We start from the raw sequence: 18,920 nt of genomic DNA, 5'->3' as shown, positions 1-18,920 counted from the left end.
GGAGCCTCAAAAAAACAGGATGGTTAGAGCGATGCCGGCGAAGACAGCAGCGAGGCAGAGGGCGCAACAGACGGTTTCAGGATCGATGAAGTGGCCTTTCACCACCTCGCGGCCGAGTTCTTTTCCACCACCATCGAAGGTGATGATCTCGGTCCCCGGCGGATCGTTAATCGTGATGAGTGGTTTCAAGTTGTTTCAGCCCGACCTTGCGGCCGGGCGCTCCATGGTTAAGCAGCCGATTGATAGAGGCGATGGTTGGGGCTTGGCCGACGCTCGAAGCCGAACCCAAAAATTTGTCGCCGAGTCCGCAGCTTTGTGGCCTTCTGGCTATCACCCAGCCATCGCCAAACCAGTTCGCGCGCCTCCTGGCGAGAGCCGGCCGTGACTTCCACCGGCTCAGAGCCAATGAACACCCGGTAAAGCGATTGCGTCACCACGGCACGTCCTCCGCCAACTCGCGCGCCTGGGCTTGCGCGATGATCCAGTCTTCGTAGTTGCGAGAGTCTTGCTCGGCTTTCGCTTTTGCGGCGTCGAGCCGGTCGCGGAATCGCGGGTTTTTCTTCGCCCGCCGCTCTATCAGCCGGAACACCCGATTCTGTTCTATCGGCGGAAGGTGTTGCATGACCTCCGCCACAGCCGTATGATTTGCACCAGTCATTTTTCAGTCTCCAAAACGGGCCGTTGGGTGTGTCACCACTCAACGGCTTTTCGGTTAAGCAGCGCAACGTTCGGCGCGCCGCAGATCGTAGTCGCTGATCCGGCAGTCGTCCGTCAGGACCTGCTGGGCATCTAAAATCTGGCTCCTAAAGTCTTGAATGAGCCAAGCCGGGCACAGCGGCAGCACATCGTAGACCGGCACCACCAAACAGCCCGCTGCCTCGCTCCAGACCGAGCGCTCGCCCTTGGTTCTCACTTCCATGATGTCGGGTAACCCGTCTTCGGGGTCGGTCTCGTAGATGAGGATGGCCGCCCGCGTCTCGCCGAAAAGTTCGATTTCGGCTTCAAGCTCGTAGGGTCCGCTCATGACATCCGCTCCAGCAGTCCGGGCGACGCCTGGAACACCTCGTGCCAGCGCAGCAGGCAGGCTTCCAGCCGGCGCTGGCTGTTTTCCTCGTCCAGCCGCTCGGCCGCGCGCCGGGCCTGCTGGCGGTGATACTCGGCCCAAAAGGCCGTGCCGTCGTCGTTCGTGCCGCTCAAATTCGTTTCCATTGCAGCGTCTCCGGATTCTAAAAAGCCCGCCGGATCGCCCGGCGGGAACACCACTAAGGAGGAGTTTCGCCGGGCCTCGCTGCCCGGCTGGCCCGTCATGGGTGGCGGGTTGAGAAGAAGATTACTACCTTGGTTGTTATATGTCAACAACCAAGGTTGTTTATTTGAACAAAATAATCCCGCGCCGCCGTACAATCGGCGCGAGCGAGGGTCAGGAGGGGTTAGAGCGGGGCCGGCGGGCAAAAAAATCCCCGCGCGGGGCGGGGCTAGTAACAGTGTTCGGCTAAATCAGGGATGGTTGCGGCGGAAGCGGGATTGCGGCCGTTGAAATTGCGCTGATCCCGTTAGCGGTAGCTTGACTGGCCAAGCCTTTGTCGTCGGTGTAGATCGTTTTCGCGTTTCTCACCTTGGCGATCCCCAAGATTTGGGCATCAAATTTCGCTCGTGTCTTTCCACCAATAGCCATACCTCCCGAAGAAAGCCTAGCCCTGATGAAATCAGCAGCCGCGATAGCGGAGGCGGCATCAAAATCAGCGATATCGAAAACTGGTGCCTTGCGGATTTCCCTTATGAAAGCGTCAGCATCGCGGGCGCCAACCAATACCTCGCACAGCACGGGAGTGGGGATCAAAGCAACAGTTTTTGTTTTCTCAAAATGGTCTAGGAGACATTCCATGCGCTCGCGGCACCATTGCAGCGGTTTCCCGGTGTCGGGATCGGTCGGCGGGTGCGCGTTGGGGTCCAATAACAACAGCAGGACCGTCGTATCCAACACGACCACGGTCAATCATCCTCGCGCAAAAAGGCCACGGTTTCCATGGCGTCCTCCGACCATCCGCCACCCAAGTCGCGAACCGATCGGATTGCTTCATTCCAGCCCACGTCCTTGAGCACTTCAAAATGCGTGGCCTTCAAGTCTTTTTCCGACCAGTCACCCCGCTCGTCGCGTTCGCGCGTCCCTTCTCCAATGAGCCTGATTGGCGCTCCATAGAGGTAGCCGCTCAACCGCCTGGCAAGCGCTCGATCCACGATAAAGCTCCAGTGCGTCCCTTCGGCGTTTAGCAGCATCGCGTGTGCCGTGGCGTCTCTTCCGCCGATGCCGACCAGGGTGCCAACATGAGATATTTTTTGTTGGGTCAGTTTGATCGCGCTGCTTTCTTGCCGTTGAGACCTTGGAAAGTCAATAACATTTTCCTTGTTTCGATTCAGTCGTGCGCCTGCGGAATCTTCCCGCAACAGGTGCTCGATGTGCCGATATGCGCGGCCTTCCGGGGTTCTGGCATCCGCTGATGGCGCTCGCGCAACGCGCTTGTAAACCTTGTAGGTGGCCTCGTGTTCCACCTCGCACGCCAGCCGCGTCGATCCCGGTTCGACGGCCTGAAAATGAACGCTCTTTTCTTCGCCAAGCAAACTGGCCAACCCCCCCAAGTAACTTGCGAGTCTGGCCATGGGAATGGTTTCAGGCGTGTAAGCGTCTATGTGGAATGTGTAGCGATCTGCGATGTTCATCGGCCTTTTCTCCAGCCCCTCACAAGTTCCATATTAGACTGTGATTGGTCTGCTGGTTTAGATCGACCCAACAAAATTGTACGTTTGTACAAAAACCCTAGCGCTCCCGCTTGCCGCTCCAGATCACCACGCCGATGATTCGACAAAAAGAATCAAGTTTTTGAATTGGATAGCGTGCGTTAAGTGGAGTGAGATACCAAACGCCATTCTCCTTGGTCAAGCGTTTGAAAGTCGCCTCATCGCTGCCATTGAGCGCCACCACCAAGTCCATCGCTTCAGGCTTGGCGTCGGGATCGACAAAAATGATGTGGCCGGGCGGGTAATCCGGCTCCATCGAATCGCCTTCGATCCTGAGGGCGAACACGTTCGGCGTTGTGAAGGTAACCGGCAGCCACTCTAACGGCGTGTCGAGCGTGACATCCGGCTCCCGCCACCGTCCGGCGCTCACCCATGAAATCAGCGGGACCATGCCCCGGATCGGCGGGCCGGGGGAGACGTTGGACGGCTCTTTTGTATAACGGCTCGGTTCCAACCCGGTTTCTAACCACTCTGGCCTGAATCCTGTCAGCATTCCAATCTTGATCAAGACCGATGTGTCTTTCACAAGGTTGTTTTCAAGCTTCCAAATCATCTGCTGAGTAACGCCTACAGCCTCCCCAAGCGTCCGCTGGGAAAGTTTCCCTCCGGTCGCGTTCTCTCTCGCAAATTTGATGCGTTCTCCTTGTGTGTCCATACGCACAAATCTACAACCTCGGTTGTAATTAGGAAAGCAACTATAGTTGTTGACAGAAAACAACCTTGGTTGTTTAATAATCGGCATGGACAAGCAAGCACGCAAAGCAATCATCCAATCGATCATTGAAAAAGCCGGTGGCCAAACGGCCCTCGCGCGGCTGTTGCAGCCCTACCATCCCAATATCCGCCAGCAACACATCGAAAAATGGTTCAGATACGGCTATCGCATTCCCGGCGAATACTGCCAGGCAATCGAGGCCGCTACCGGAATCAAAAAAGAGTTTTTACGCCCGGACATTTACGAGTCCCGCTCGGCGAGGTCCCGCCCCCAACCCACCGAGCGCCGGGAGGTGGCGGCGTGAGATTCCCGACCATCGGGAGGCATCATGACATTCCGTGACCCAAAACTCGCCCGCTACAACCGCGTCCACGTCAGTTTCAACGACTACGAGATCGAGTGGCTAGAAACCCTACTACACGAATCCGGCGGAGAGCTGGCCAGGCTGGTTCACGACCTCGCCGTCGCTCAACTCGAAGAGGAAATTACGCGGCTGGACGCCAAGTTGGAAGGGCCAGTTGTGGCCCACGAAAAGAGGGCCACTACATGCCGGACGTCGATGTTGAATTCGCTCCCGACCAACAGGCACAGCTCGAACGCTACGCGGAACAGTACGGACTCTCGCTCGATGCGGCCGTGAAAGAGTTGGTCGAGAAGCAGAAACAGAAGCGGAAATCCAAGGAGCGCCCCCATTGAGCGCCGACTTTTCGCCTGCCCGCGCGTTCCGCCTCAAAGCCCCGCCACCGCCGGCCGAAGCGCTGGAACAGGCGGCGTTATTCCGCTGGCGGGACGTGGCTAAAAAAATGTGGCCGGAATTGCAATGGCTTTTCGCCATCCCCAACGGCCTTTGGCTTCCCGACGCTTACGCCCGCACGGCGCTGGAGCAGGGGTTGACGCCGGGCGTTTCGGACGTGGCTTTGTTGGTGCCGCGCGGTGGCTATCACGGGCTGCTGATCGAGCTGAAGCGACGCGACGCCACCCCTTGCCGCTTGAGCGCCAACCAAAAAGGTTTCATCGAATTCCAGCGGGCGCAAGGCTATCGCGCCGAGTGGTGCAAGGGCTGGGATGCAGCTCGGAATCTAGTCATAAATTATCTGGAGGGAAAGCTATGTCAGGCTTGACGAAAGATGAGCGAAAGAAGCTAGACGGTCTTCTTGTCGAATACGGCTTGAGCTTGACCCGACAAGACGACGAAAAGGCCAAGCAAAAGGCGATGGAAGAAATAGCTAAGGTTTCTTTGAAAATCGAGCCGGCTCATTTCAAATCTCTTGCCAAGGCCATCTGGAAAGATGCCCGCGCTCAAGTCCAGAAAGGCATCGAAACCCAGCTTGATCTGTTCTTGTTATACGACCAAGAAGGCGTCGCTCAGCCGGAAACCGCGCGCGGTAATCCGGCTCAGCCGGAAACCGCGCGCGGTAATCCGTCGCGTCCGAGGGGCAGGAAAGACCTCGCCGTGAAAAATTCCGTCGTGGCGACTTATGACCCGCCAGGAGCGCTGCAATGAGCCGCCCCGCGACCGTTGAACCGGCTGCCGGACGGTCGTTGACGCCTTTGTCCGCAGACGAGAAAAACATCGTGGCCGCGCTGTTTTCGTGGATGAAAAACCACCCCGGCGCGCCGCTGGCCGAGTTCGATACGGCGTACCGGCGGGCCAAACGGCTTGAGGAGATCAAGGCATGAGCAGAGATTATTCAACGGTATCTCCAGCGTTTTGGACAGGAGAAACGGGACGGGCGTTGCGGGGAGACCCGACCGCGCAAATCGTCGCGTTTTATTTGGTCACCTCCCAACACGCAAACATGATCGGGCTCTATCACTGCCCGCCGATCTACATCGCGCACGAAACCGGACTCTCTATCGAGGCGGTTTTGAACGCCATCCAGCGGCTCGCCGGCATCGGCTACTGCGAGTATGACGCCGATAGGGAACTGATATGGGTACGGGAGATGGCGAAATACCAGATCGCGGGCCAGCTTAAGCCAAACGACAAGCGGGTGGCCGGCATCATTAAGGAGTTTCGGAAAATTCCGGATCGCCAGATCAAAAAATCCTTTTACGACAGATACAAAGACGCTTTTTTCCTCCCGGAATCTCCATTGGGAACAAGCCCCTTCGAAGCCCCTTCGAAGCCCCTTCGAAGCCAGGAACAGGAACAGGAACAGGAACAGGAACAGGAACAGGAACAGGAACAGAAAAGAAATACATCCACTGACGTGGATGTTGGTCCGCTCGCCGTCGCGAGCGACCCACCCGCAAGCCCACCCGCGCTGCGGATCGTGAGAAAACCTTGCCCCTACCAAGCCCTGGTGGACCTCTACCGCGAGGTGTTGCCTGAGCTTCGAGCCTGCAAGTCGCTCACCGAAGCACGAAAAGGCTATTTGCGCCAGCGGTGGCACGACAAACCGGGAGACGATCCGGCGAAGTGGCGGGCCTATTTCGAGTACGTGCGCGCCAGCCCCTTCCTGATGGGGCAAAAATGTGGGACGGGAGGCCGCCCGCCGTTCGAGGCCGACCTGGAATGGCTGATCAAGCCCGCTAATTTCGCGAAAGTCGTTGAAGGCAAGTTCCATGAGGCGCTCAGTCATGGCTGACGCCCGCCGCTTGCATTCCAGCGAAGCCGAGCAATCCGTGATCGGCGGGCTGTTGCTAGACCCCTCGCAAATCCCGGACGCGGCCGCGCTACTAAAGCCTGACGACTTCACGGGAGACCTAGAGCGGAAGGTGTTCGGCGCGCTGGTCGAGATGAGCGCGGCCGGTCACGGCGTCGACGGCGTGACCGTGGCCGAGTTTTTGGAAGACCGTGGCCAGCTCGACAACGGCGACATGTCGGCGATTTTCGTCGCGGCCCGTGACACCTTCAGCGCCGCTAACGCCATGGCCTACGCCGGGATCGTGCGGGACCGCGCCCGCCGCCGCGCGCTGGTGTCGCTGGGCGGGCAGATCCAGCGCTGGGCCGTCGAGGACGGCGACGCGGAACAGACCTTGCTCCGGCTCAAGCGGTCCCTCGACGCTCTGGACGGCGGCCCGGACGCTGGCGGGCTGGTGCCGCTGCGCGAGCTTCTATCCGGCTGCGCGGACGCGATCGACCGGCGCTACTACGGCGTCGCGCCGCAAGGGATGCCGACCGGAATCCCCGATCTCGACGCGCTGTTGCATGGGTTGCAGCCGGGCAAGCTCTACGTCGTCTCCGGGCGGCCGGGCATGGGGAAGTCGGTTCTCGGCTTGCAATTCGCGGCGGTCTCCGCCGCTCGCGAGGGGAAATCCGCCGCGTTCTTCACCGCCGAAATGCCGTCGAGCGAGCAGGTCGAACGCCTGATCTCCTCGGTCGGGCGGATCGATCTGGACGCGCTGCAAACCGGTGCGCTCGAAGCCGACGATTGGCCGAGAATGACAGCCGCCTTCGCAACGCTGTCAAGCGCCCGGCTGTGGTTCGACGAAACACCGACCCCGCGTCTCGCCGACATCGTGTCGAAGGCCCGCCGGCTTCACCGTCGCGAAGGCCCGCTGGGTCTTGTGGTGGTGGATCACGCCGGGCTGGTTGAGGGGGCCGGCGAGACGCGCGAGCAGCGCCAAGCCGACGTCGGTCGGTCGCTCAAGGCGCTGGCGAAAGAGCTGTCATGCCCGGTCGTGGCGCTGCTGCAACTGAACCGGCGGATCGAGGAGCGCGCCGACAAGCGCCCGCTGCTGTCTGACGGCCGCGACTCCGGCGAGTGGGAGCAGTCGGCCGACGTGTTCGCCGGACTCTATCGTGCTGAAGTGTATGACCCGGAAAGCTTGGACAAGGGCTGCGCCGAACTGTTGATCCGCAAAAATCGAGGCGGCAAGTTGGGCGTTGTTCCGCTGGCGTTTCTCGGCCAATACCAGCGCTTCGAGCCGCTGGCGGGCGGACTGCCGTCCTGGAGCGCATCGACAGTAGTTCCGATGAGGAAAAGGGGGATCGATCTGTGAACGCCGAAATCGCCTCCGCCACCACCCACCGCGCGGAATCGCCCGACGCTATCGCGCGCGAGGAGCGCCGCCGTGGATAGCGCGCCTCCGCGAGATGTGTGCCCGCACTGCAAGCGCGAAACCTGGGCTTATCGCTTCGAATCGCCGGACGGAGTTCGGGTGGAGTCTCACCGCTGCCGGGAGCACGGCGACGTGGTGCCGATGCGTAGCGCCGTCGCCAATTTGCCCAGGTTCGGAGAAGGCTCTTGATCGTCGGTGATCCTGGCTACAACGAGTCCATGGCCGACCTCGCGAGCTGCATCGAGCGGGCGCTGCGCGCCTTGGGGGTGGCCGGCGAACCGAAGGTGCTGGCGGACCTGCTGGTCGGGGTCGTCCTCCGCGAGTTCCAGGGCAGCTTCGTCTACTTCCCGAAATTGGACGCCAGCAACCGCCACGCGCGCAACGCCGCGATCCGGCGCGAGCGCGAGCGCGGAACGTCCATCAGCGCGCTCGCCAAACGCTACCGGCTGACGCGCGCCACCGTCTACGCCATCCTGGGGAAAAGCAGTGGCGCTTGAGCCGTTTTTCAAACCGCTGAATAGCGGCCCGCCGCCTCGTGCGGTCATGCTCCGGGACATCAACCCGGAGCCGCCATGTCCCTCGAAGACCACGCCGAACGCCTCATTCAAGCCGCCCAGCGGCACGCCCTGCCCATCGACCTGGCGCGCGCCATCGTCCGGGTGGAAAGCGGCGGCAACCCGTGGGCGGTGCGCTACGAGCCCGCGTTCTGGGAGCGCTACGTCGCACCCAAGCCCGTCCGCGCCCGCGCCCCGTGCAGCGAGCAAACCGAATCTCGGCTGCGGGCCTGCTCCTTCGGCCTGATGCAGATCATGGGGGCGACCGCCCGCGACGCCGGTTTCGACGGCGTGTTTCTCACCGAACTGTGCGACCCCAATACCAACCTCGAATACGGCTGCCGCTACCTCGCCAAACTCGCCCGCCAGCACCACGACCGGCACGGCTGGGAAGGCGTGGCCGCCGCGTTTAACGCCGGCAGCCCGCGCAAAACCTCGACCGGGATTTGGGCCAACCAGCCCTACATCGACAAAATCCGCGCCGCCGGAGGGCTGCGATGAGCGACGCCAAGGAAACCAAGCTCGCCCGCAAAATGCGCGCCCGCGCCGGGGCGGACGGCCTCGCGCCGGACCACCCGCTCTATTTGAGCGCCGCCGTGCTCGATGTCGCCGCCGCCAAAGCCTTCGGCCCGGACGCGCCGCGCGGCGCGCACGCGGCCTTCACGAGCGTGGCAAAAGACGCTCACGCCCTGTTTCGCCGCTACCGGCAAGTGGTGAAGCGATGACCCCGTTCGTGGCTTGGCTGCGCCGGCTCAACGACCTAGCCCGGCAAGACGCCCGCGCCGCCATGGCTCCGTGGGCCGCGCCGCCGGGCGCGATTTACGCCAACCCCCGGCTCAACGAGGTGCAACTCGACATCGCCGGCTACCTCAACTTCGGCCCGGTCCGGCTCCACGAACTGGAGCTGGAGCTGTACGGCTGCCTTGATTCAGGATTGCTTTGATGCTGAAAGCACTTTTGTTTTGTGGGATGACGGCCGCGCCCGCGGCTTTCGCGGCCACCGCCACCGACGCCGCGTTCGGGTGGGAGTGGGACAAGGCCGGCGGCCTGGATGCGAGCGGCTTCGAGCTGTCCTGCTGCCATCCGGCCGGATGCCAGACCTACGCTGTGGAAGGCTCCGCCCGCGCGGCCGAAGCGCATATCGCGGCGACGGTGGCCGGTTCCGCGAAATGCGCGGTCAAGGCGCTGAGCGGGAGCGTGGAAAGCGCGCCGTCCAACGAGGTGATCTGGGAGCGCCCGAGCACCGGCGCGCCGCCGAACGTGAGGGTTTCCCCGTGAGCGCGATCAATTTAGGAGCCGCTCCGGTCGCGACACCGGCACGGACCCTGACCACGGCAACCGACGGGAGCAATTGCCTTGACTAAACGCACTGTAGCACACGCCGCCGCCGCCATCGCCAACGTGATCGAAATCCATCGCAACAGGCCGATGGTCTCCTCGCTGAAGCTGTCCGAGATGTTCGAGAGACCGCATTTCAGGGTACTGAAAGCCATAAAGGGGCTGGCGACACGGGGAAGACTAACTACAGCACCTGTAGTTAGCGACTGGATAGATTCGACTGGCAGGAGCAACGAACTGCTGTTTTTAGACGAGCGGTCAGCGCTGGTGGCCGCGCCTTTTATCGGCGGCGCGAAGGCCGAAGAAGTGCAGTGCCGCATCGTTGACGCTTACCTCTACTACCGCGACCACTACGGCAACCCTCCCCGCAAAGACCTGATCGGCTTCAAGCGCGCCGCGATGTTCCCCATGACCGAAGCCTTGCGGGAGCGTCGGGCGGACGAGGGCAAGGAAACCAAAGAGCGCCACTACACAAACGAAAACCGGCTGTGCAATTTCGCCGTGTCAGGAAAGTTTGAGAGCTTGGACGAATCGGCGCTCTCCAACGACGACCTGGAGCTGCTGGCAAAGGTGCGGGCGATGGATGGATCGCTGATCGCGGCCGGCCTCGATTACGCGAGCCGAAAGCCGCTGCTGGCCCAGTTCGCCACCCGCGAGCGCACCAGGCGCATCGCAAAAACCGCGCCGGTCGCGGCGCTGGAGGAGTCGGCATGATCGAGCGCCGCCGGCTTTGGTGGGGGTCGCTGCTGCGCCCCCGCGACGCGCGCGGGCGGGAGAGCCGGACGCTCGCCTTCGTCGGGCTGTCGTGGCTGGCGGTGAGCGCCAAGTTCACACTCGACAACTTCGGCCCGCTGCTCGGCTTTGGTCCGTTTCAGAACGCGATGAGCGCCACCGAGTACGCCGCCGTGACCGGGGCGCTGCTGGCCATCTGGCTCGGGCGGGAGTGGATCGAAACCAGAAAGGGCCCTCCCGATGCTTGACTGGATCATCGGCGGCGCGGCGACTTTGATCGCGGGGCTTGTCGCCTGGCTCGGCGCGAAAACGCTCTGGCTCGAACGGCGGGACCGGCGCGAGCGCGACGCCCGTCAGGACGCCGAGAAACAACTGGTGGAGACCGCCCTGCGCCAGTTGCGCGAAACCCAAAAACGCTACGCCGACCAACCGCCCGTGCGGCCCGGCCGGCGCACCGACTTCGAGCGACCGGAATGACGCGCGCCCTCGCCCTGACGCTTCTCGCGCTGGCCGGCTGCGCCGCGCCCCGGATCGAATACCGGCCGATCCCGGACGGCTTGATCCCCGAAAAGCCCGCGCTGCCGACCGTGTCCGCCGACGAGTTGCACTGCCTGTCGGATGACGCCTACGTCCGGCTGGCGGTGCGCGAGCGCCTGCGGGCGCAGGAAAGCGCCGAACTGCGGGCGTTGTTGGTTGGAGTTGCGCCATGACCGTCCAAATCGAACTGGCGTGGTTGCTCGGCACTATTCTGACCATCAACATCGCCGTCGCCGGCTTTTTGTGGCGGCAGATCCAAAAGTTAGACGAACAGCTCGAAGAGCGCGCGACAAAGCAGGAAACAGAACGCAAGGACTGGCAAAAAACCTGGACCGAGCTGCTCGAACGGCACATGGAGCACGAGGAAAAAGAGTTCGACCGGTTGCGCGAGCTGCAACTGGCGTTCGTTGCGATCCAACAAAAAGCGATGAGCTACGTCACGCAGCAAGATCTGGATACGGCGCTGGCACCGCTGTGCGAGGCCATCGAGAAAATCGAGCGGATCGTGGACGCGCGCAAAGCCCGGCGCGAAGATCCGGTCAGCGGACGGGCCTGAATTGAGCCACGCGATTGGACAGCAAAACTACCGTGGCGCGCCTTCTGGCGATGGAGGGCATCGACCCATTTTTGGAAATGGCCAGACTGGCGAAAGCGCGCGGCACGCCAGCGGCCACCAAGGCCGCGCTCTGGATTCAGCTCGCGCGCTATTGCGCGCCGCAGTTGCGGTCGATCCTCGTGGTGAAGCCCAAGATGCCTACCGGCAAAGACGCCGTGAAACGGGCCAAGCAAGCGGTGTTCGGATTTATCGATGAGTAGACTGCTGCCCTATCAAGACCGTTGGTTGCGCGATGATAGCCGCTACAAGATCGGCATGTTCGCCCGCCAGTGCGGGAAAACCTTTACTTCTACACTCGAAATTGTGTTCGGTTGCGTGGACTCGGAAGCGATGGGAAACAAACAGCGCTGGGTCATTCTCTCGCGCGGCGAGCGCCAAGCCAGGGAAGCGATGGAAGTCGGAATCCAACGCCACCTCGAAGGCTTGCAAATCTACTACGAAGCTGAAGAGCACGGATGCGATTGGGCTCCTGATTATCTGGCCTTGGATACCATTCTTCCCGGCGGTTCAAAAATCACCGCCCTCCCGGCCAATCCCTTCACCGCGCGCGGCTTCACCGCCAACTGTCTGTTGGACGAATTCGCCTTTCATCAGGACAGCCGGGATATTTGGAAGGCTCTGTTTCCGGTAACCTCGCGGCCGGATCTAAAACTGCGGGTAGTCAGTACGCCCAACGGCAAGGGAAACAAGTTTCACGAGCTGATGACCGCTCCAGAATTGGCTGGCGTGTGGTCGCGGCATGTGGTTGACATCTACCAAGCGGTCGGCGCCGGACTGCCGCGCAACATCGAAGAGCTAAAAGCCGGGCTCCACGATAGCGACGCTTGGGCGCAAGAATACGAGCTGCAATGGCTTGACGAGGCGAGCGCCTGGCTGTCCTACGAGCTGATCTGCTTTTGCGAAACCGCTGATGCCGGCGATCCGTCAGCGTATCAAAACGGATCGTGCTTCGTCGGCGTGGACATTGGCACCCGGCGCGACCTTTTTGTGATTTGGGTTTTGGAGGCGGTCGGCGATGTGCTGTGGACGCGGGAGGTGATCGAAAAGCAGCGCATTCCGTTCGCCGAGCAAGACGCTTTGCTCGCCGATGTTTTCCGGCGGTATCGGGTGGTGAAATGCTGTATGGATCAGACCGGCATGGGTGAAAAGCCGGTCGAGGACGCCAAGGCGCAGCACGGCCATTATCGGGTGGAAGGCGTCCAGTTCACTCTCGCCAGCAAGCTGGAGATGGCGACGGTCGCTAAGGAGCGCTTCGAGCAACGCCGCGTCCGCATTCCGTCCAACAAATCTGTTCGCGACGACCTGCACAAACTCAAAAAGCTGACCACCGCCACCGGCGCGCCCCGCTTCGTTGCGGAAACCGATAGCGACGGCCACGCGGATCGCGCGTGGGCGTGTTTTCTGGGTTTATACGCCGGTCACGGCACCGCCGAAGCCTTTGACTACCGCGCCGTTCCGCGACGTGGCCGCGCGCAAGATGGCGCGCTTTACCGCGATGCCTTGGCCTTCAGCCGGCACGGGTTCCGGCGAGGGAGCCTTTAAATGCCCGCCATCCTCGGCCCGGACGGCCGACCGATCAGCAAAAAAGACCTGACCCGCGAAATCGCCGCCGTCAGCTTGACCGGGGTGCGCCGACGCCTCGCCGACGCCATCGCGCCGGGGCTCACGCCCGCGCGCCTGGCCGGCATCTTGCGTTCGGCCGACGCGGGCGACGCCAGCGCCTACCTGACGCTGGCGGAGGAAATGGAGGAGCGCAGCCCGCATTACGCGGGCGTGCTCGGCACCCGCAAGCGGGCGGTGCTCGGCCTCCAGCGCATGGTCGAAGCCGCCAGCGACGACCCGCGCGACGTCGAGTTGCGCGACGCCGTGGAGGCCCATCTGGTCAAAACGCCCGCCTTTGGCCGGTTGCTCGGCGGGATGCTGGACGCGCTGGGCAAGGGTTATTCCGCTGTCGAAATTCGCTGGGACACAGACCGCGCGCCGTGGGCTCCGCGCGACCGCTCGCGCCTGGAGCGGGCCTATGCGTGGCGCGACCCGCGTTATTTCACCTACGATCGGACCACCGGCCGCGAGCTGCGGCTGATCGATGACAGCGCGCTCTTCGAGGGCCTGCCGCTGCCGCCGTGGCGGTTCGTCGTCTTCGAACCGTCCCTGAAAATGGGGCTTCCGATCCGCAATGGGCTGGCCCGGCTGGCGGCGGCCAGCTACATGTGCGCGACCTTCACGCTGGAAGACTGGCTGGCTTTCGCCGAAGTGTTCGGGATGCCCTTGCGGCTCGGCCGCTACCCGGACCGGCTGTTGACCGACCCCAGCGCCGAAGCCCAGGCGTCCATCGCCACCTTGATGGCCGCCGTGGCCGGGCTCGGTTCCGACGCCGCGGCCGTGCTGCCCGAATCGATGCGCATCGATTTCCAGCAGGCGGGATCGGGCGCGGGCGGGGCCGATCTGTTCGAAAAGCTGGCCGAACGGCTGGACAAGCTGATCAGTAAAGCGGTGCTCGGCCGCTCCGACGCCGCCGACAGCACGCCCGGCAAGCTCGGCGGCGAGCACTATTCCAGCGAGGTGCGCCGCGACATCCTGGAATCCGACGCCGAAGAGCTGGCCGACGCGATCAACGAGCAACTGGTGCGGCCGTTTGTCGATCTCAACCACGGCCCGCAGCCGCGCTATCCGGCCGTCAGGCTGCTAGCCCCCGATCAGGAAGACTTGGGCGGCTTGGTCACCATGCTCAAGGAGCTGGTGCCGCTGGGCTTGGAAGTGGAGCAGTCGGTCATCCGGGACAAATGGGGCCTGCCCGACCCCGCGGCGGCCGCCAAGCTGCTGGGCAAACCCGCGCCGGCTTCCCCGGCCGAACCGCCGCCGGTCGCTCCGGTCCCACCCCGAGGGGCCGACCGCGCGGCCAACCGCGCCGGACCCGTTCCAGCCGACGACATCGACGCGCTGGCGGCGGAGGCGCTGGACGGCTGGGAGCCTTTGCTCGATCCCTCGGTCGGAGCCGTTCGCCAACTGGCCGAGCGCGCCGCCTCGTTCGAGGATTTCCTGGCCGGCTTGCCCGCGCTGCTCGGCGAAATGGATGCCAAAAGGCTGGTGGAATCGCTCGCCGAGGCGCTCTTTAAAGCGCGCGGGCTGGGGGATGGCGAAAAATCGGGGACGGCAGCCGCTCAAAATCGCCAAGAGCCGCCCCAACTTCCGCCCGTCAATATCACGGTCAACGTGCCGGAACAGCCCGCGCCCAACATTACGGTCACAGCCCCGCAAGTGACGATCAACGTGCCGGAGCAGCCAGCACCGCAAGTGACGGTCAACGTGCCAAACGCTACGGATTCAGAGCGGGCGCTGACAGAGCAGGCGTTGCGCGCGTTACTCCAATGAACGCATCCGATGCGCTGATTTTGCTTTGGCTAAAACGACGATTGCCAAGACTTTGGCGGCGATTGTTGCAAAGGATGGACCAGCGATTGGCTAAGGTGTCGCCCGCAGGTGGCGGTGGCGGTGGGTCGCCAGGCCCGAAAGGCGATCAAGGCATCCAAGGGTTGAAAGGCGATCCGGGGGATGTCGGCCCGAAAGGCGATCAAGGCATCCAAGGGTTGAAAGGCGATCCGGGGAATGTCGGCCCCAAAGGCGATCAAGGCATCCAAGGGTTGAAAGGCGATCCGGGGCAGAACGGGCATTCACCCGTGGTTGCCTTCGGCACCACGCAAGCCACGGCGGATCAATTGACGGTTGACGGGGTAGTGACTGGGCCTCATTTGACGGGGCCGGCTGGACAAACGCCCAATGTGGTTTTCGGATCGGGGGCCTCCGCCGATCAAATCATCATCAACGGATCGTTATATAGCCCCCACCTGACCGGTCCCGCCGGCACGACCGACCACGGCTCGCAACAGGGTCTCGGCGACGACGATCACTCGCAGTATTACAACGAAGCGCGCGGCGACGCTCGCTACCTCCGTCGTTCGGGGGACTATCTCGCGTGGTCGGAGGCGCAGACCATCGCCCCCAACGCGGTTGGGTATTTCGCCGCGCGGAGTTCGTCCGCCGGCACGGGTGTTTTTATCCTCTCGACATGGCCTGGCTACAACGCGCTGTTCAGCGCCGCCTACGGGGCGGCGATCACGCCCCTGGTCGCGGATGCGGGCGTCGTGGTGTCCAACTCGTTCGTAAGCGGTAAGCTGGCCCTCGCGATGGACTCGTTGTACCGCGTGAACGTCCTAAACGGGCTGCCGTTCGCGATGCCCGTCGCGCTATGGTCAGTGTCGAGGCAGCCATGATCGAGCGCCTGGACACGCATCTATATCGCTCGGACGGCGTGACATACGCGCTCGCGCCGGGGAGCTACGACCCCGCCGACGAGGCTAGCGTGGCCGCCGCCATCGAAACCGTCCGCGCGCAGGTGGCGGCAGGCCCGCCCCCGACAGCCTCGTTCGAGACGCCGTCCGGCGAGGCGAGGCGCGCGCGCCGGCTGAAAAAGCTGGCCGAAACCGATCCGACCCAAGCTCTCCTCATCACCACGGGACTCAAAAATTGAGCACGCGTATCGCCTACAACGAAACCACCGCTTACGGCCAGATGATCGCCGAATTAATGGAGACGCTGGTGACGGCGAAGAACCGGGCAGTAAACCTGAAAGCCGCCATCGATTCGATGGCCTCAGGTGGCACCTTCGCACAGATCGAGTCTGAAGTCGGCGGGATGGCGGCCGCAAGCGGCGAAACGCTCTACAACATTCTCACCGGCATCAATCAAAAACTGTCGGGCAACACGTTCGATGACATCTGGAAACTCTATCGGGGCTGATGGTGGCCGGACCCTACACCCCCGGCCCACCGCCCAGGGACGCGCTGGACTGGTTCAGGGCTAAGGGCCTGAAGCCGAGTTTCGACTGGGCCGACGTTTGGCGCGAGGAGCACGCGGTGGCCTTTACCGTGGCCAAGATGCTGCACCTCGACCTGCTCGCCGACGTGCGCGCGGAAGTGGATCGAGCGCTGGCCGAGGGGCTGACGTTTCACGACTTTCAAAAACGCCTCGCGCCGGTGCTGCAAGAAAAAGGCTGGTGGGGAGTCAAAGAGCTGACCGACCCGCTCACCGGGCGAAATCAAGCAGGTACAGCTCGGTAGCCCGCGCCGGCTGCGGGTGATCTACGACACCAACCTGCGCACTGCCCGCGCGGCCGGGCAATGGGCGCGCATCCAGCGCACCCAGGACAGCCACCCGTATTTGCTCTACACGGTCGGCCCCAGCCGCGAGCATCGCCCGGAACACTTGAGCTGGCACGGCACGCTGCTGCCGGTCGACGACCCTTGGTGGAAAACGCACTTCGCGCCGAACGGCTGGGGGTGTAAATGTCGCATCCGACAAGTCAGCCAGCGCGAGCGCGACCGGCTGATCGAAACCGGCATCCCCGTCCCCCCGAACGCCGCCGCTCAGGAACTCGGCCCCAGGACCGGCTTGCCGACCGGCCGCCGCACCGACGCCACCGTGCCGGTCACCACCAAGGCCCCGTCGCTGGAGACCGTCCGATGGACCAACCCCCGCACCGGCGCGGTGATGGACGTTCCGCGCGGCATCGATCCGGGGTGGGATTACAATCCCGGCGAAGGGCGGCTGGCGCATTTGCAAAAGCTGCTGGCGGAGAAGGAACAGCGATGGCGACAAACTCAATCGATCAATCCCGAAACCCTCATGCGCAAACCTCCGAGCGAAGCATGGAAACCTTGAAAACTGGTGGCGCGAACGATTCGGGTTCGGCTTTGACGGTCTTACCGAGTCTGAAGCGCGATACCTCCTCCGCGCCGAGGATGCTGACACCATCCGAAATCGACTGGCTGAAGCGGAATCAAAAAGCCGTGGCTGAACAGGTCGCCTCGCGGTTGCGCCAGACCGCTTGACCCCTGCCGGGCCAGGGTCAAGCCGTTGGCTGCACCCAGCCCAGCGCCTCGCGGGTTTTGTCGTGGGCGCGGTCCAGCAAGCGACGGTTGGGAGCCGGTTCACGCGCGTTCAGCGTGTTGAACTGGCGCTCGATTTCCGGCAACCGATCATCCGTGGCGATTTCCAGCGCCCCAAGAAACGCGATCCAATCTTTTTTCAAATCCGTATGGGTAATGAATTTCCCATACATGCCAAACGCCAGCACCGCCGCGTTCAACGCCGTCACCCCCAGCGCCAGCAAGGCGATCAGGGTATCGCGATAGGGCTTCCAAGTCTCCGGCATCATGGACCCGACCGCCGCAAAGGCGGCGCTGGACAACAGCAGTGACGCAAACGAGGTCCAGTTTAAAAAGCGGCCGTACACGAGTTCCATGCTTTCGTGGTAGTGGACATTCATTCGCCCTAGAAACAGAAGATTATCGCGGGTGTAATTCATTATCGATCTCGCTCCGGCGGTTTTGGCTGGGGCCTTTGGGGAATGGGCTTGGGCTCGAAGTTTTCGTGCAGCGGACGATTTGAACTCCTGTCGGTTCCTGGAGGCGGTCTGTGATCGGGTACATGTTTCGTTTGGTCTGGCTTTCGAGGTTCAGCCATGCGGGAAGTCTCCGAGCGAGACGAGACGAAGAGATCGGGCGGCGGGCGGGCGTCTCGGAAAGCCCGCCGTTCGGGTCCGGTTCCCTAGCCAGCCCTTCGGTCATTATACACCTCCGGCAGCGCGCCGCTTGACCCCGCACGGACGCGGGCGTAATCTGGAGTCCTCTCTTAAGCACAAGCGGCCCCAGCCCCGCGCCCGTCAGTCGTGGTTTTTTTATGCCCGCAACGGGTGTATTGCGTCTCACCCCTCTATGGGGGATGAGGAGCAGGGAATATATTGAATACCTGCCCCGGCTCCTTGTGCGCCGAGAGTGAGTCCCCCGCCACTCAATTTGACGGCGGTTCTCTCTGAAGCATAAGGAACCATCATGATCTCTAGCAGCACTCTGATTCCCGTTCCCTTCCGTGGCGCTACCCTGTTCGTCGTCAACCACGAAGGCCAGCCCTTCACCCCCATGAAGCCTATCGTTGAAGGAATGGGGTTGGCTTGGCAAACCCAGCACCGGAAACTCCAAACCAATATCAAACGCTGGGGTATCACCGAAATGGTGATACCTTCCGATGGCGGCGAGCAGGCCGCTACCTGCCTCCCGCTCCGCAAGCTCCCCGGCTGGCTGATGACGATCCACCCCAACAAGGTCAAGCCGGAAATCCGCGAAACGGTCGTCGCCTATCAAAACGAGTGCGATGACGTATTGTGGAAGTACTGGACCGAAGGCGCGGCCCATAACCTCCGCTTCCGCCCCGACAAGACCCGCAAGGCGTTGCCCGGCGGCCTGACCGTCGAGCAGCAAGACGCCGTGAAAGCCCTCATCAAGTCCCGCGTCGATATTTTGGCGCACCGCCATCAGGCCAAGGCGGCGATCACCTGTTGGAGCGCCATCAAAAGCAAGTTCGGCGTGAGCTACAAAGAGGTGCCGGCCGAGTGCTTTGGCGAGGTGCTGTCCCTGGTCGCCCGCTTGCCGCTGGAAGGCGAGCTTTTGAAAGCCGAACGCGGCCCCTACGCTTTCCCCGCCTCGTTCTGGCAAACCGCCCCGCACGAGCGCATCGGCTTTCTGACCTGGCAAGACCTAGTGAACGCGGAAGCCCGCCCCTTGCCCGC

Annotated in this window: 32 protein-coding genes and 2 pseudogenes; 26 read left to right on the top strand and 8 right to left on the bottom strand. The window is 62.6% G+C overall.

The genetic code is table 11. From position 1 onward, the window contains the following. Nucleotides 1–6 precede the first annotated feature (6 nt). From IPK09_00750 to IPK09_00720, 7 genes are all read right to left on the bottom strand, one after another. The gene (locus tag IPK09_00750) at nucleotides 7–189 is read right to left on the bottom strand and encodes a hypothetical protein (protein ID MBK7982142.1); all 183 of its coding nucleotides are present in this window, start codon (nucleotides 187–189) and stop codon (nucleotides 7–9) included. A gap of 241 nt (nucleotides 190–430) precedes the next feature. Further along, on the bottom strand, nucleotides 431–658 hold the full coding sequence (locus tag IPK09_00745; GenBank protein ID MBK7982141.1) for a hypothetical protein: 228 nt from the start codon (nucleotides 656–658) through the stop codon (nucleotides 431–433). Between the two features lie 54 nt (nucleotides 659–712). Then, nucleotides 713–1,024 carry a hypothetical protein gene (locus IPK09_00740; GenBank protein MBK7982140.1) on the bottom strand — a complete coding sequence of 104 codons (312 nt, stop codon included), beginning with the start codon at nucleotides 1,022–1,024 and terminating at the stop codon, nucleotides 713–715. Then, nucleotides 1,021–1,209 carry a hypothetical protein gene (locus tag IPK09_00735; GenBank protein ID MBK7982139.1) on the bottom strand — a complete coding sequence of 63 codons (189 nt, stop codon included), beginning with the start codon at nucleotides 1,207–1,209 and terminating at the stop codon, nucleotides 1,021–1,023. The genes IPK09_00740 and IPK09_00735 overlap by 4 nt, the downstream gene beginning before the upstream one ends. Before the next feature lie 283 nt (nucleotides 1,210–1,492). Continuing rightward, complete coding sequence (locus tag IPK09_00730; GenBank protein ID MBK7982138.1) at nucleotides 1,493–1,990, bottom strand: PIN domain-containing protein; 498 nt, start codon at nucleotides 1,988–1,990, stop codon at nucleotides 1,493–1,495. Between the two features lie 2 nt (nucleotides 1,991–1,992). Beyond that, complete coding sequence (locus IPK09_00725; GenBank protein MBK7982137.1) at nucleotides 1,993–2,718, bottom strand: hypothetical protein; 726 nt, start codon at nucleotides 2,716–2,718, stop codon at nucleotides 1,993–1,995. 97 nt (nucleotides 2,719–2,815) lie between these two features. After that, the gene (locus tag IPK09_00720) at nucleotides 2,816–3,451 is read right to left on the bottom strand and encodes a hypothetical protein (GenBank protein ID MBK7982136.1); all 636 of its coding nucleotides are present in this window, start codon (nucleotides 3,449–3,451) and stop codon (nucleotides 2,816–2,818) included. Between the two features lie 46 nt (nucleotides 3,452–3,497). Here IPK09_00720 and IPK09_00715 point away from each other — a divergent pair, with 46 nt between their 5' ends. The 25 genes and pseudogenes from IPK09_00715 (at nucleotide 3,498) to IPK09_00595 (ending at nucleotide 17,184) form a co-directional block, all read left to right on the top strand. Next, complete coding sequence (locus tag IPK09_00715; protein MBK7982135.1) at nucleotides 3,498–3,815, top strand: helix-turn-helix domain-containing protein; 318 nt, start codon at nucleotides 3,498–3,500, stop codon at nucleotides 3,813–3,815. A gap of 242 nt (nucleotides 3,816–4,057) precedes the next feature. Beyond that, nucleotides 4,058–4,207 carry a hypothetical protein gene (locus IPK09_00710; GenBank protein MBK7982134.1) on the top strand — a complete coding sequence of 50 codons (150 nt, stop codon included), beginning with the start codon at nucleotides 4,058–4,060 and terminating at the stop codon, nucleotides 4,205–4,207. After that, nucleotides 4,204–4,632 carry a VRR-NUC domain-containing protein gene (locus IPK09_00705; protein MBK7982133.1) on the top strand — a complete coding sequence of 143 codons (429 nt, stop codon included), beginning with the start codon at nucleotides 4,204–4,206 and terminating at the stop codon, nucleotides 4,630–4,632. Before IPK09_00710 ends, IPK09_00705 begins: the two co-directional genes overlap by 4 nt. Next, on the top strand, nucleotides 4,620–5,015 hold the full coding sequence (locus IPK09_00700) for a hypothetical protein (GenBank protein MBK7982132.1): 396 nt from the start codon (nucleotides 4,620–4,622) through the stop codon (nucleotides 5,013–5,015). The genes IPK09_00705 and IPK09_00700 overlap by 13 nt, the downstream gene beginning before the upstream one ends. Further along, a complete protein-coding gene (locus IPK09_00695; GenBank protein MBK7982131.1) occupies nucleotides 5,012–5,191 on the top strand; it encodes a hypothetical protein in 180 nt (59 codons plus the stop codon). Before IPK09_00700 ends, IPK09_00695 begins: the two co-directional genes overlap by 4 nt. After that, nucleotides 5,188–6,102 carry a hypothetical protein gene (locus IPK09_00690; GenBank protein ID MBK7982130.1) on the top strand — a complete coding sequence of 305 codons (915 nt, stop codon included), beginning with the start codon at nucleotides 5,188–5,190 and terminating at the stop codon, nucleotides 6,100–6,102. The genes IPK09_00695 and IPK09_00690 overlap by 4 nt, the downstream gene beginning before the upstream one ends. Further along, a complete protein-coding gene (locus IPK09_00685; protein ID MBK7982129.1) occupies nucleotides 6,095–7,459 on the top strand; it encodes a replicative DNA helicase in 1,365 nt (454 codons plus the stop codon). The genes IPK09_00690 and IPK09_00685 overlap by 8 nt, the downstream gene beginning before the upstream one ends. 245 nt (nucleotides 7,460–7,704) lie before the next feature. Then, nucleotides 7,705–8,016, top strand: a complete 312-nt coding sequence (locus IPK09_00680) for a hypothetical protein (protein ID MBK7982128.1) — start codon at nucleotides 7,705–7,707, stop codon at nucleotides 8,014–8,016. A gap of 75 nt (nucleotides 8,017–8,091) precedes the next feature. Beyond that, nucleotides 8,092–8,574: a lytic transglycosylase domain-containing protein gene (locus IPK09_00675; GenBank protein MBK7982127.1), complete on the top strand. Its 483-nt coding sequence runs from the start codon at nucleotides 8,092–8,094 to the stop codon at nucleotides 8,572–8,574. Next, nucleotides 8,571–8,798 (top strand): hypothetical protein, encoded by a 228-nt coding sequence (locus IPK09_00670; GenBank protein MBK7982126.1) that lies wholly within the window; start codon nucleotides 8,571–8,573, stop codon nucleotides 8,796–8,798. The genes IPK09_00675 and IPK09_00670 overlap by 4 nt, the downstream gene beginning before the upstream one ends. Then, nucleotides 8,795–9,016 (top strand): hypothetical protein, encoded by a 222-nt coding sequence (locus IPK09_00665; protein ID MBK7982125.1) that lies wholly within the window; start codon nucleotides 8,795–8,797, stop codon nucleotides 9,014–9,016. Before IPK09_00670 ends, IPK09_00665 begins: the two co-directional genes overlap by 4 nt. Further along, nucleotides 9,016–9,351 (top strand): hypothetical protein, encoded by a 336-nt coding sequence (locus tag IPK09_00660; GenBank protein ID MBK7982124.1) that lies wholly within the window; start codon nucleotides 9,016–9,018, stop codon nucleotides 9,349–9,351. The genes IPK09_00665 and IPK09_00660 overlap by 1 nt, the downstream gene beginning before the upstream one ends. A gap of 78 nt (nucleotides 9,352–9,429) precedes the next feature. Beyond that, nucleotides 9,430–10,125 (top strand): hypothetical protein, encoded by a 696-nt coding sequence (locus tag IPK09_00655; GenBank protein ID MBK7982123.1) that lies wholly within the window; start codon nucleotides 9,430–9,432, stop codon nucleotides 10,123–10,125. 29 nt (nucleotides 10,126–10,154) lie between these two features. Next, nucleotides 10,155–10,391: a hypothetical protein gene (locus tag IPK09_00650; protein ID MBK7982122.1), complete on the top strand. Its 237-nt coding sequence runs from the start codon at nucleotides 10,155–10,157 to the stop codon at nucleotides 10,389–10,391. Next, complete coding sequence (locus IPK09_00645) at nucleotides 10,384–10,620, top strand: QueT transporter family protein (protein ID MBK7982121.1); 237 nt, start codon at nucleotides 10,384–10,386, stop codon at nucleotides 10,618–10,620. The genes IPK09_00650 and IPK09_00645 overlap by 8 nt, the downstream gene beginning before the upstream one ends. Continuing rightward, nucleotides 10,617–10,853 (top strand): hypothetical protein, encoded by a 237-nt coding sequence (locus IPK09_00640; protein MBK7982120.1) that lies wholly within the window; start codon nucleotides 10,617–10,619, stop codon nucleotides 10,851–10,853. The genes IPK09_00645 and IPK09_00640 overlap by 4 nt, the downstream gene beginning before the upstream one ends. Next, nucleotides 10,850–11,236 carry a hypothetical protein gene (locus tag IPK09_00635; protein MBK7982119.1) on the top strand — a complete coding sequence of 129 codons (387 nt, stop codon included), beginning with the start codon at nucleotides 10,850–10,852 and terminating at the stop codon, nucleotides 11,234–11,236. Before IPK09_00640 ends, IPK09_00635 begins: the two co-directional genes overlap by 4 nt. 14 nt (nucleotides 11,237–11,250) lie before the next feature. Continuing rightward, nucleotides 11,251–11,496 carry a hypothetical protein gene (locus IPK09_00630; protein ID MBK7982118.1) on the top strand — a complete coding sequence of 82 codons (246 nt, stop codon included), beginning with the start codon at nucleotides 11,251–11,253 and terminating at the stop codon, nucleotides 11,494–11,496. A 55-nt stretch (nucleotides 11,497–11,551) separates the two neighbouring features. Then, a complete protein-coding gene (locus tag IPK09_00625; protein MBK7982117.1) occupies nucleotides 11,552–12,838 on the top strand; it encodes a terminase in 1,287 nt (428 codons plus the stop codon). Then, nucleotides 12,839–14,668, top strand: coding sequence for a DUF935 domain-containing protein (locus tag IPK09_00620; GenBank protein ID MBK7982116.1), 1,830 nt, complete (start codon nucleotides 12,839–12,841; stop codon nucleotides 14,666–14,668). Continuing rightward, nucleotides 14,665–15,567, top strand: a complete 903-nt coding sequence (locus IPK09_00615; GenBank protein MBK7982115.1) for a collagen-like protein — start codon at nucleotides 14,665–14,667, stop codon at nucleotides 15,565–15,567. Before IPK09_00620 ends, IPK09_00615 begins: the two co-directional genes overlap by 4 nt. Next, on the top strand, nucleotides 15,564–15,824 hold the full coding sequence (locus IPK09_00610; GenBank protein MBK7982114.1) for a hypothetical protein: 261 nt from the start codon (nucleotides 15,564–15,566) through the stop codon (nucleotides 15,822–15,824). Before IPK09_00615 ends, IPK09_00610 begins: the two co-directional genes overlap by 4 nt. Further along, nucleotides 15,821–16,093 carry a hypothetical protein gene (locus IPK09_00605; GenBank protein ID MBK7982113.1) on the top strand — a complete coding sequence of 91 codons (273 nt, stop codon included), beginning with the start codon at nucleotides 15,821–15,823 and terminating at the stop codon, nucleotides 16,091–16,093. Before IPK09_00610 ends, IPK09_00605 begins: the two co-directional genes overlap by 4 nt. Next, nucleotides 16,093–17,014, top strand: a pseudogene (locus IPK09_00600) (hypothetical protein). Before IPK09_00605 ends, IPK09_00600 begins: the two are co-directional and overlap by 1 nt. Beyond that, nucleotides 17,002–17,184, top strand: coding sequence for a hypothetical protein (locus tag IPK09_00595; protein MBK7982112.1), 183 nt, complete (start codon nucleotides 17,002–17,004; stop codon nucleotides 17,182–17,184). Before IPK09_00600 ends, IPK09_00595 begins: the two are co-directional and overlap by 13 nt. A 17-nt stretch (nucleotides 17,185–17,201) precedes the next feature. Here the strand turns inward: IPK09_00595 and IPK09_00590 are convergent, their stop codons facing one another. Then, entirely contained in the window at nucleotides 17,202–17,660 is a 459-nt protein-coding gene (locus IPK09_00590) for a hypothetical protein (protein ID MBK7982111.1), read from the bottom strand. A 526-nt stretch (nucleotides 17,661–18,186) separates the two neighbouring features. Between IPK09_00590 and IPK09_00585 the strand changes: the two are divergent. Continuing rightward, nucleotides 18,187–18,807 (top strand): annotated as a pseudogene (locus IPK09_00585) (phage antirepressor N-terminal domain-containing protein). Nucleotides 18,808–18,920 lie beyond the last annotated feature (113 nt).

The sequence above is a fragment of the Candidatus Competibacteraceae bacterium genome (assembly GCA_016713505.1).
In the GTDB taxonomy this organism is placed as follows: Bacteria; Pseudomonadota; Gammaproteobacteria; order Competibacterales; family Competibacteraceae; genus Competibacter_A.
This window is presented reverse-complemented; position numbering and strand designations above follow the sequence as displayed.